The following is an 11,584-nucleotide window of genomic DNA, read 5'->3' on the forward strand; positions in this document are numbered from 1 at the left end:
CCAGCCCGTAGTTCGGTACGGTCATTCGGCTGAATGGCTACATTTGCGACTCCTCTACTCTCTTTCTATGTTTCCAAACGCTACTTTCTTGGGGCGCCTCGTGCCCGCGGCAGCAGTGGTGTGCGCGCTGGCGCCGGCCGCTTATGCGCAGAGCACGGCACCCGGCCCGGTTACGGGCATCATCACCGATGCGCAGGGCCAGCCGCTGGCCGGCGCCACGGTGGTGCTCAACCCCGGCCGGATCGGTACCGCGACCGACCGTAACGGCGCATTTTCGCTGACGGTCCCGGCCGGTACCTACACCGCGACGGTGTCGTATCTGGGCTTCAAGGCCAGCAGCCAGTCCGTTACCGTCGCCGCCGAGGGTGGGGCCGCCGCTACGCTGAACGCCTCCCTGGCCCAGGACCCGCTGCTGATGGATGCCGTGGTGGTAACGGGTAACTTCAACCCGCAGAGCAAGCTGGAAAGCGCTACGGCCGTCACCACGCTCAACAACCGGCAGATTCAGAACCGCGTCTCGCGCGGCACCGCCGACCTGCTCATGGCCGTGCCCGGCTTCCGGGTAAACTCCGACGGCGGCGAAGCGGCCAACTCCGTGTCGCCCCGGGGCCTGCCGGTGAATGCCGAGTCGGGTTTCGGTTTTTTGCAGCTGATGGAAGACGGCCTGCCGATTCTGGAAGTTGGCTCGCTCACCTTCGCCAAGTCCGATATTCACTTCCGCGTCGACGAAACCATCGACCGGCTCGAGGTGCTGCGCGGCGGCTCGGCGGGCATCACGGCCAACAACGCGCCCGGCGGCATCGTCAACTTCCTGAGCAAAACCGGTACCGGCGACAAAATTCACGGCATCGTGCGGCTGACCGGCGGCGACCAGGGCTTTAGCTCCGACCGCACCGGCGCCGCCCAGCTCGCGGGCCTGCAGCGGCTCGACGCCAACGTGGGCGGCCCCATTGCGGGCACGGCCCTGCGCTTCAACATCGGCGGGTTTTACCGCTACGATGTGGGCACGCGCTACGCCGGCTTCCCGGCCAACGTGGGCGGCGGCGTGAAAGCCAACGTGACCTACAACCTGAAAAACGGCTACGTGCGGGTGTACGGCAAATACCTCAACGACCGGGTCGCCTACTACACCAGCATTCCCTACCAAAACCTGAACAACCCCGAGCAGATTCCGGGCGGCCCCGACTTCCGTCGCGGCACCATGCTCTCGCAGCACCAGCAGATTACCACCATTCCAAACCCGTTCAACAACGGCCAGGGCGCCCTCACGCGGGATCTGGCCGACGGTCAGCACACCCGCTACAAAGCCGTCTCGTCGGAGGTGTTCTTTGATCTGGGCAACGGCTTTACCCTCACCGACAATGCCCGCCTGCTCGATGCCAACCTGAGCACCGACGGCGTGTACGACGTGCGTGCTCCCTTGCCGGGCACCGCTTTTGCCGCCAACTACGCCGCCCTGCGGGGCCTGGGTGCCGGCACGCCGGTCTTCTCCTTTGCCAACGACCCCACCAACACGCCCATCGACATTGCCACGCTTAACGGCAACGGGCTGATAAACATCGCCGGTATCTTCCCCGACGACAAGCCGGCCACCAACGCCATCAACAACCTGAAGCTGCAAAAAACGGTGGGCCAGCACCAGCTCACGGGCGGATTCTACGCCAGCCGCTACACCATCAAGGAGCGCCTGAGCTACAACCTGGTGCTGCAGGAAGTGGCCAACCGCCCGCGTCTGCTCAACGTGCGCATCCCCACCCAGGGGGCGCTGTTCGGGGGCCTGCCGATTGAAGTGACCAAGGACGGCTTCCTGTTCCAGAGCTTTGGCGACGGCCTGCTGTTCAACTCGACCAACACCACGCAGGTGCTGAGCTACTACGCCGGCGACCAGTGGCAGGCCACCAGCAAGCTGCGCCTCGACGGCGGCATTCGCCTCGAAACCACCCACGCCGAAGGCAGCGCGCCCAAGACGGCCATCCTGGTTAACCCCGAGGCCCGGTTCACGCCCTTCGTGGGCGCACCCACGGCCGCCAACGGCTTTGGTGGTTCCAACGGCGGCCTCGACGGCCAGTACCGCACTTTTTACGACAACCGCTTTCTGCAGAACACGGCGGATGTGCGCAGCTGGGACTTCAACTTCAGCACTTTCAACTACTCGCTGGGAGCCAACTACAAGTTCTCCGACCAGCTGGCCACGTACGCCCGCTACAGCAATTCGGGCGTGGCGCCGTCCAACGACCAGTTCGCGTATTCCACCGACCGCACCCAGCCCGACGTGACGGTGCGCGGCGAAATTCAGCGCGTGCTGCAGGCCGAAGCCGGCCTGAAAGTATCGACCAGCCGCGTGAATCTGGCCGTAGTGCCGTTTTACAGCCGTAATACCAACATCGCCGTCACGGTGCAGATTTCGGACCCCAACTTCGGCCTGGGCCTGGTGCAAACCCGCGGCGACGTGGACAACCTGGGCCTGGAGCTGGAAACCACCTACTCGCCCGTGCAGGGCCTCACCCTGCGCGGTATCGGCACGGTGCAGCGCCCGCGCTACCTCGACTTCAACATCTTCGTGCCCCTCGACCCGGATAAGCAGACTGCCGGAACTCCTACCAAGCAGCAGTTTGTGAACCTGAAGGGCAACAAGCTCGAAGACACTCCCGACGTGCTGCTCGAAGGCGGCGCCGACTACACCTACCACGGCTTCAACGTGTTCGGCAACTACCGCTGGTTTGGTGAGCGGTTCGCCACCAAGCGCAACAACATTCTGCTGCAAAGCTACGGGGTGGTGTTTGGCGGCGTAGCCTACGACTTCGACAAGGCCCTCACCGGCCTGCAGCTGCGGGTGCAGGGCTCGAACCTGTTCAACACCATTGGCTTCGGCGACGCGGCGGCCCGCAACGGCGACAACTTCTCCAAGGAATACATCAACGGCCAGGACACCAACGGCAAGACCCGCGCCGAGAACTCCTACAACCTGGCCCGGCCCATTCTGCCGCGCAACATCACGGCCAGCGTCGCCTACTCCTTTTAAGGGCGCCGACAGTACCACAAAAAATCCCCTTGCCGATTGGCAAGGGGCTTTTTTGTGGTCTTATAGCCCGGGTTGGACTTAGTCGATTATCGGGGCCCGCTCGAAGGGCTGATGGCGGTCGAACAGGTAGCGGAAGGTGGCGTGGGTGCGCCAGATTTCGCCCCCGATGTTTTCGGCCACGCGCATCATCTTGGGGTTGAAGTCGCCGATCCAGTTCATGACAAAGTCCTCGTAGTGCACCTTGCTGGTGTCCTGCACGGTTTTGGAAGCAGCCAGGATAAAGGCCATTTCCAGTCCCTTGCGCTGGTGCTCGGGCACGATGCCAAAGGCAATGCCGGTCATGGTCCGCACGGCCCCGCGCCAGCGGTACCAGGCAAATTTGGCTTTGCCCAGCCAGTTCAGGTTGCCGCCCACGTAGCGAAACAGCTCGTTGAGCTCGGGTAAGGCAATGAAGAAGCCGACCGGCTCGCCGTGGTAGTAGGCAAACCAGCAGATTTTCTCGTCGATGATGGGCCGCAGCTTGCGCATGATGTTGGCCGCCTGCTCGGGCGTCATCTCCTTCACGCCGTCGTGTTTCACCCAGGCCTTGTTGTAGATCTGCCGGAAGTCTTCGGCGTATTTGCCCAGGGCCTGCACCCGCAGGTGCTCGAACGTGAAATCGGGGTTGTTGAGCAGAATGGACGCCTTTTCCTGGTATTCGGGCGTAAGTGGGGCAGCTACCTTGCGGAAGTAGGTAAACTGCTTGAAGTAGAGCTGGAAGCCGTGGGTTTCGAGCAGGCGGCGGTAGTAGGGCGGGTTGTAGTTCTGGGTGTAGAGCGGCGGGCCGAAGTTGTCAGTCAGCAGGCCCCACCACTGGTCCCGGTCGCCGAAGTTGATGGGGCCGTCCATGGCCTGCATACCCCGGGCCTGCAGCCACTGCCGGCAGCCGTCGAGCAGCACGGTAGCGGCTTGCTGGTTATCAATACACTCAAAAAAGCCCATGCCGCCCGTGGGCTGGGCGAACGTATGGGCCGTCCGCTCATTGACGAAAGCGGCCACCCGGCCCAGCGTCTGCCCGGCAGCATCGAGCAGCAGCCAGCGAATCAGCTGACCGTGACGGAAGTACTTGTTTTTGGCCGGGTTAAATACCGTCTCAATATCCCGGTCAAGGGGCCGCACGTAGTTTGGCTCGGCCTGGTGGAGGCGAACCGGAAACTCGAGAAATTCACGGGCCTGGCCAGCGGTTACGACTTCCTGAAGCTGCATGGTGGAGAAGATGGTAAAACGGAGAATGAGGCACTGCAAAGCGGGCCGCTGTTCAGGGTAGCGCCTGGCCGCAACAGGCAGGATGAGGAGGGAGGCAAGCGGCGGCCCCGGCCAGCGCGGCGCGTTGATCGGGGTCAGAGGGAATACGGAGGAAAGGATAGGTCGGATTCCCCCGCCCCGGGGCTTACCACCCCCGCCGGGTACTAGGGTGTGGGGGCAGGAACCGAAAAGAGCGTCAGGCCGGGCATGGGGCGCATCAAGCCAGGGATGAAGCATCTCGCGTGCTGACGTATGAATAGTAATCCAACGACGCCACGCGAGATGCTTCGACTTCGCTCAGCATGACGGACGGCCTTTTTCCTTGCCCTCTACGCAGCCTAGGGCAGCAGGGCCAGGCCCGCCGCGGTGAGGGCGCCGACCAGGGTGTTCAGCAGGTTGACGACGTTGTTCGTAACGTAGTGGCGTCGTTCGAGCGTGGCTCCGATGAGCGAGTCGGCCAGATTGCCGGCCGTGCCCGCCACCAGCAGCCACCCGAAGGCCGGGCCCCACCCGAAGGCCACGCAGTAGGCTCCCGCCACCAGGGCGCTGCCCGCCAGGCCCAGCAGCGTCCCCTCCACGCTCACTACCCCATTCTGCCCGCGCACATCGGGCCGCCAGGTGACCATGTTGTAGTAGCGCCGGCCATAGATGTTGCCCAGCTCGGAAGACAGCGTATCGGCCGTGGCGGCGGCAAAGCTGCCCGCCAACATGAGCTGGGCCAGGGACGCCTGGGCGGGCCAGTACCAGCCGGCCAGCCCGAGCACGCCCGCCACGCCGGCGTTGGCCAGCACCTGCCCGGCGGTCCGGCGGCCCTTGTTGGCTTCGGCCAGCCCCAGCCGCCGCTTATCGGCTACCTGCCAGGCGGAGGCGGCGGAGCCCAGCCCAAAGAACAGGCCCAGCAGGCCCACCCCCGCAAAGCCACTGCCCAGGAAGATCAGCAAGCCCAGCACGCCGCCGGTCCAGACTCCGGCCGTAGTGAGCTTGCCGGCCCGCGCGCTGTAGGCCATGCCCAGGCCGAGCAGCAGCACAATAAGCCCGAAGCGAAGCGTCGTAGTCATCAGGGCAAGGGAATGTTCTCAGCGTATCGGCAACGCCGACTCTTGCGGGGCCAGGGTGCCTGGCTTTTACAAAACCCCCAACGGCCGCCTAACCCTCCCGCCAAAGAAGTAGGGCTGGCCGCCGCGCTGGCCACGGGTGATACGGCAGGACGAGCCAAAGCAGGAGCAGTGGTGCCGCTTTTACGGCGGGGGCTGATTTACGCCGCCCCCTGCCGGGCCGCCCGCAGCCAGGCCTGCGCCTCGGCAAAGTCGCTGAACATGCGCATCTGCAGGCGCCCGCCGATACCCAGGTGCATGGCTTCGGCGGAGTGCGCCGCCAGGGAGTCGGGGCTGGCAACGTGGGCAAAGTGGGTGAGGCCCTGCTCGCTGGCGCGGTCGGCCCAGTTGGTCACAATCCACTCCACGGCGTGGTCCCAGGGCCCGATAACCTGGCGGTTGTCGTTGAGCAGGTAGGCGCACTGATTTTCCCGCAAAGGAATCAGGCAGGCATCGGCCCCAGCAGTGATGCCGGTATAGGTCTGGTAGCCAATCCAGTTGTTGTAAACCCACTGGTTGGCCGCGTCATAGTTGGTGGTGAGGTAGACTTTGCCGAAGCCGTTCTTTAATTCTGTGGACATGGGAGCTGGGCTGGAGAGCTGGACTGCTGGCTGGAAGCCGGCCGGGAAGGTCGGTAAAAATACCGCGCGGGCCCACCCGGCGCAAAACTAACGGAGCTTTTTTTTGCCTGTTCCTGCCAAGACGGCCGCCCCCCGACTCCGGTCCGGAGCGTGCTTTAGGGTGCGTGGACAGGTAGTTGAAAGCAGCAAAAAAGAACGGTCCTGCCTTATCTGGCGTCCGCGCAGCCGAAGCATCTCTACTGCTTCGCTGAACCCTACCCCCAGCCCCGTTTCGCTTGAGGCGCGAAGCCAAAAGACCGCCCGGGGCCCACGCACGAAGAAGCCCCGGCCGCAACTGCGACGTCGCGAAACCCGCACCCGTTGGGGTACTCTCCAACGTCGTGTACAGCAGGGTATGCCTGTCGACCGAAACCGGCCCACAGTGGGCTACTTACCCAACCGTATTCCTGCGGCTTATTTCCGCCTGGACGCTCTTCAGGTTTTGCGAATTTCTGTAGCCAATCAGAAAAGCAGAAATCAGCAGAATAACCGGCAGGACAAACCCCTTATGGGTGGCAGACCAGACCGCAATGCCAATCAACACCCCTATGAACAGGGCGGTTGTGGTTTTCTGGGACTTCAGTTTTTTCTCCTCTGACACTACTTCTTCAAGGGTCATTTGAGAGTAGTCTTTACCTGAAAGCATAGCAGAGGAGGTTCGTGAACGGTGTAGAGACGCGTATTCGCGTCTCGTTGTTGAGCAGCCCGCGGCGCGGACGATGAGCACGGGCCCGGTTCACCATTCGCAAAACCGCTACAGGAGAACAGGGTTGAAAGGTATGTTAAATCGTACTACTAGCTACCCCTGAGCAGCCTCAGCATCAGCGGTGGGCGCTCCGCCATAATCAGTGCCACGGGTATTCGGCGGGAATGAAACGGCAGCCAGCAGGTCCTGCTCATGGCGCGCGATGGCGCGGAGCATAGCCAAGGCCGCCATAAAGCTAAACAGGATAAAGACTTGGGTAGCCATCATCATCTGCGTGTTGCGTAAGAGCTGCTCAATGGTAGGGTCTTCGGCCCGGGCAAAGGCAGCATTGACACGAGAAATAATGAGCAGCCCTATGTGGAAGGTCCACCAGACAGCCGCGGCGTTGCGAAATCGAGCCGGTGTAGCAAGCTGGGCAGAGTGGGCCGTGCGGACCGTGTAGCGCCCGATGTCCTGCATGATACGATAGGGGAGCCAGAGGTTCATGATGGGGATAACCCAGCCCCAGGCGGCCATGCTTGTGCTGTATTGGGGCCGAGCCAGGGGCAGCTGATGTACGTTGTGGTAGGCGCGGTACATCCATAGGGCCAAGGCGACCAGTGCCAGCAGCATGACGCCGAACTGGACGTACTCAAGGATTTCCACCCGCAAATCATTGGCGTGGCCAGATCCCGGGGTAAGGGTGCCGCCCTGCTGGACGTGCCGGATCATCTGATACTGCATCCCATAAGAAACCAAGGACAAGAGAGCCATTATGCCGCGGGCGTACTGAGCACCCTGGGCAAAGCGCATGCGCTGACGGTTATCGAGGAAGTAGGGGTATTGCAAAGGTTGGGAATGGTGACGTGTTGAGCGATAAATCGTACTACTAGCTGCCCCTGAGCAGCCCCAGCATCAGCGGGGTCTTCGGCTGCTAGGTGTTCCGGCTGTCCAATGGTTGTCAGATGACGTGTGAGCAACCCATTCAGCAAAAGCAGCAAAGCCCAGGTCCATAGTCAATAGTTATCAGTCATAACGTTATAAACTTTTGGTTTAAAGGGATATTTTGGTCGATGGAATAACCCTTAATCCGGGCAAGATAACACCATTCCCCCAACTCCTCCCTGCCAAAACGGCCGCCCCCTGACTCCGGCCCGAAGTATGCCGTAGGCCGCGCCTATGCCCTGGTACTCTGACTTATTCAACTCGATTTCCGCCAAAAAGCCCCAGCCCGACGGCAAGCCCGCCGTTTCGGTGCGGGAGCGGTTTTCGGCCCTGCGCAACCTGCCCGAGTTTCTGCGCCTGATCTGGCAGACCAGCCCCGGCCTCACGCTGGGCAACGTGGCCCTGCGCCTGCTGCGGGCGGCCCTGCCCGTCGCCATGCTCTACGTGGCCCAGCTCATCCTCGACGCGGTGGTGCAGCTCAGCCGCCAGCCCGCCGCCGACCGTCTGCTTACGCCCGTCCTGACGCTGGTGGCCCTGGAATTTGGCCTCGCGGTGCTGTCGGATGCCCTGGGCCGGGGCGTGGCGCTGCTGGACTCTTTGCTCGGCGACCTGTTTGCCAACCGCACCTCGGTGCGCCTGATGGAGCACGCCGCCGAGCTGGACCTCGACCAGTTCGAGGACAGCACCTTCTACGACAAGCTCGAGCGGGCCCGCCGCCAGACGCTCTCGCGCACCGTGCTCATGGCCCAGGTGCTCAGCCAGGGGCAGGATGCTATTACGATGGCGTTTCTGGCCGTCGGGCTGGTGGCGTTCAATCCGTGGCTGCTGCTGCTGCTGCTGGTTGCCGTGATTCCGGCGTTTCTGGGCGAGTCGCACTTCAACGAGCGCAGCTACTCGCTGGTGCACGGCTGGACGCCCGAGCGCCGGGAGCTCGACTACCTGCGCCAGACCGGCGCCTCCGACGAGACGGCCAAGGAAGTCAAGATCTTCGGCCTCTCGCCCTTTCTCATCGACCGGTTCCGGCTGCTGTCGGATGAGTTCTACCGCAAGAACAAGGACCTCGTGATCCGGCGGGCGGGCTGGGGCACGTTCTTCGCCGGCGTGGGCGCCACGGGCTACTACGCGGCCTACGTCTACATCATCAGCCAGGCCGTGCGCGGGCAGATTTCCATCGGCCAGCTCACGTTTCTGGCCGGTTCCTTCGCCCGGATGCGGGGCCTGCTCGAAAGCATCCTGAGCCGGTTTAGCTCGGTGGCCGACGGCGCGCTCTACCTGCAGGACTTCTTCGACTTTTTCCACCTCAAGCCCCGCATCATCCGCGACGAGGCCCACGTGGTGCGCCCGTTTCCGCACCCGATCCGCCAGGGCTTCCGCTTCGAAAACGTGGGCTTCAAATACCGCAACACCGAGAAATGGGCGCTGCGCCACCTGAACTTTGAGCTGCAGGCCGGCGAAAAGCTGGCGCTGGTGGGCGAGAACGGGGCCGGCAAAACCACGCTCGTCAAGCTGCTCAGCCGCCTCTACGACCCCACCGAGGGCCGCATCCTGCTCGACGGCCACGACCTGCGCGAGTACGATCCGGCCGAGCTGCGCCAGGAAATCGGGGTCATCTTCCAGGATTTCGTGCGCTTCCAGCTCTCGGCGGGGCAGAACCTGGCCGTGGGCCGCATCGAGGAGAAGGACAACCAGCCCCGCATTGCGCAGGCCGCCGCCCAGAGTCTGGCCGACACGGTGGTGCAGAAGCTGCCCAATGGCTACGACCAGATCATCGGCCGCCGCTTCGCCGGGGGCGTCGATCTGAGCGGGGGCGAGTGGCAGAAAATAGCCCTGGGCCGGGCCTACATGCGCGACGCCCAGCTGCTGATTCTCGACGAGCCCACCGCCGCCCTCGACGCCCGCGCCGAGCACCAGGTATTCCAGCGCTTCGCCGAGCTGACCCAGGGCAAAACCGCCATCCTGATTTCCCACCGCTTCAGCACCGTGCGCATGGCCAACCGCATCCTGGTGATTGAAAACGGGCAGTTCGTGGAAATTGGCTCCCACGAGGAGCTGCTGGCCCGGGGTGGCCGCTACGCCGAGCTGTTTGCCCTGCAGGCCGCAGGCTACAAGTAGCCCCGGGCGGAAAAGCGCAAAAGCGGGGCGCACAGGCTGATTTGCCCGGTAGACCAAAATTTTACACCTCCTTTCGGCTGACTATCAATCTATAACGTACGAGTATGTCGTAACTTGAAAAGAGTGTCTCCCTTAGGTTCCTTCGTATGAAACTGACCGTTCCGTTTTGTCTGGCGTTGGTGCTGGCCCTGTCCGGCTGCTTTGCTTCCCGCGAGGCCCGCATCGAATCCGACTACAGCTATTCCGGCACTTTCAAGCGCTACCGGACCTACCAGTTTGTGACGGGCGCCGGCATCTCGGCCGATACGAGCAAGCTCGGGGAAGTGCTGCGCGACGCCATTCGCACCCGGATGAAGATTCAGGGGTACCGCCCGGCCCGCACCCGCCCGGATCTGCTGGTTATCTTCCGGCTCTTTGAGGGCGACATGGCCTTCCGCGGCTACGCCCAGGAAGATTTGACCCGCTGGGTGACCAACGGGCGCGTGGAGGATGATGAAACCCCCAGAAGCGAGCGGCAAGGCTACCAGCCCGTGCGCATGGTCCTGGCCGAAGGTACCCTGCTGGTTACCCTCGTGGATAACCGCACCAACCGGGCCGTGTGGAACGGCTACGCCTCCGGGGTCACGGTGCCGGCGGGCCCGCAGGGCGAAGTGGTACTGCGCCGGTCAGTGCGCTCCATATTCGACCAATACCGCATTTTCACCGAAGGCTACCTGAAGGGCAACGACGAGAGCAGCACCCAGAACTAAGCCTGCCGTAGCTATTGCGCGTTGCGCACCCGAATCAGCTCGGCGGCCACGCTGATGGCTATTTCTTCCGGTGTACGGCTCTGAATGGGCACGCCGATGGGCGCGTGCACGCGGGCCAGGTCCTCGGCCGTGCAGCCGGAAGCGCGCAAAGAGCCCAGCAGCTCGGCAATCTTGGCCTTGCTGCCCATCAACCCCAGGTATTTCACCCGATGAGCCAACAGCTGGCGCAGGGCTACTTCGTCGGGCCGGTAGCCGAAGGTCATGATGACGATGAACTGATGGGGGCCTTCCGGAATTTCCCGGGCCAGGGTTTCGTAGGGCACCGTGCGCTTGTGGTGGGCGTAAGAGTTTAGCGCCAGCGTGTTCAGCCCGGGCCGGTCGTCGAGGACCGTCAGCTCAAAGTCCAGCGTGGCCAGCACCCGCGACAACGCCAGCGCCACGTGCCCGCCGCCCACAATCGTCACCTGGTCGCGGAAGCCGAGCCGCTCGGCGTAGTGCCAGTCGGTGCCGGCGTGGTAGGCGAAGCTGGGCAGGTTCGCCGGCGCCGGCTGTACCCGCAGGCCCGCCGCCGACAAAGTAAAATAAGCTGCCGAAAGCTGTTCCAGAGCCCTGACGCAGGCTTCCACGGCCGGCTGGTCGGTGGGCTGCAGCGGAAACAGCAGCACGACCTGTTCGCCGGAACAGATCATGCCGGACCGGTCGGTGGGGGCTTCGCGGCGGTGAATCTGGGGCCGCAGCACGAGGGCCGGATTCGCCTCGCGCCGCCGGGCCCGGGCCAGATCCACGAACTTGTGCTCCATGATACCGCCCCCGATGGAGCCGGCCGAATCGTCGGCGGCCACGCTCATCTTGAAGCCCTGCCGGCCCGGACTGCTGCCGTGGCTGCTGAGTACGCACAGCAGCGTCACCGGCCGGCCGGCCCGCATATGGGCCGCCGCATGCTGCCACACCAGCAGGTCGCGGGGCCGGGATTGGGAAGGTTGTTGCACGGGGAAAAGTGGTAACGCGAAGTTTTACTTCGCGAGGCGTTGGACGACAGGAGTTGTTAAAAGTAGTTTGAGTTCGTTTCCAGG

The 11,584-nt window shown here is 63.3% G+C and carries 9 protein-coding genes; 3 read left to right on the forward strand and 6 right to left on the reverse strand.

The features are described from left to right. Positions 1-67 precede the first annotated feature (67 nt). Positions 68-3,022 (forward strand): TonB-dependent receptor, encoded by a 2,955-nt coding sequence (locus ABD842_RS18205; protein WP_345117074.1) that lies wholly within the window; start codon positions 68-70, stop codon positions 3,020-3,022. Between the two features lie 78 nt (positions 3,023-3,100). On the opposite strand, the gene ABD842_RS18210 is transcribed toward ABD842_RS18205, so the two are convergent. From ABD842_RS18210 to ABD842_RS18230, 5 genes are all read right to left on the reverse strand, one after another. Continuing rightward, the gene (locus ABD842_RS18210; protein WP_345117076.1) at positions 3,101-4,267 is read right to left on the reverse strand and encodes a hypothetical protein; all 1,167 of its coding nucleotides are present in this window, start codon (positions 4,265-4,267) and stop codon (positions 3,101-3,103) included. Positions 4,268-4,644: 377 nt separating this feature from the next. Then, positions 4,645-5,364 carry a DUF92 domain-containing protein gene (locus ABD842_RS18215; RefSeq protein ID WP_345117078.1) on the reverse strand — a complete coding sequence of 240 codons (720 nt, stop codon included), beginning with the start codon at positions 5,362-5,364 and terminating at the stop codon, positions 4,645-4,647. Positions 5,365-5,561: 197 nt separating this feature from the next. Further along, the gene (locus ABD842_RS18220; protein ID WP_345117080.1) at positions 5,562-5,981 is read right to left on the reverse strand and encodes an STAS/SEC14 domain-containing protein; all 420 of its coding nucleotides are present in this window, start codon (positions 5,979-5,981) and stop codon (positions 5,562-5,564) included. 430 nt (positions 5,982-6,411) lie between these two features. Beyond that, positions 6,412-6,666 carry a hypothetical protein gene (locus ABD842_RS18225; protein WP_345117082.1) on the reverse strand — a complete coding sequence of 85 codons (255 nt, stop codon included), beginning with the start codon at positions 6,664-6,666 and terminating at the stop codon, positions 6,412-6,414. A 153-nt stretch (positions 6,667-6,819) separates the two neighbouring features. Continuing rightward, entirely contained in the window at positions 6,820-7,554 is a 735-nt protein-coding gene (locus tag ABD842_RS18230; protein WP_345117083.1) for a DUF4328 domain-containing protein, read from the reverse strand. Between the two features lie 330 nt (positions 7,555-7,884). On the opposite strand from ABD842_RS18230, the gene ABD842_RS18235 reads away from it, so the two are divergent. Both ABD842_RS18235 and ABD842_RS18240 read left to right on the forward strand, forming a co-directional pair. Beyond that, complete coding sequence (locus ABD842_RS18235) at positions 7,885-9,762, forward strand: ABC transporter ATP-binding protein (protein ID WP_345117085.1); 1,878 nt, start codon at positions 7,885-7,887, stop codon at positions 9,760-9,762. A 146-nt stretch (positions 9,763-9,908) separates the two neighbouring features. Further along, the gene (locus ABD842_RS18240; protein ID WP_345117087.1) at positions 9,909-10,511 is read left to right on the forward strand and encodes a DUF4136 domain-containing protein; all 603 of its coding nucleotides are present in this window, start codon (positions 9,909-9,911) and stop codon (positions 10,509-10,511) included. An 11-nt stretch (positions 10,512-10,522) separates the two neighbouring features. Here ABD842_RS18240 and ABD842_RS18245 read toward each other — a convergent pair whose 3' ends face one another. Then, positions 10,523-11,500 carry an XdhC family protein gene (locus ABD842_RS18245; protein WP_345117089.1) on the reverse strand — a complete coding sequence of 326 codons (978 nt, stop codon included), beginning with the start codon at positions 11,498-11,500 and terminating at the stop codon, positions 10,523-10,525. Positions 11,501-11,584 lie beyond the last annotated feature (84 nt).

This window comes from Hymenobacter algoricola, from assembly GCF_039539525.1.
GTDB lineage: Bacteria > Bacteroidota > Bacteroidia > Cytophagales > Hymenobacteraceae > Hymenobacter > Hymenobacter algoricola.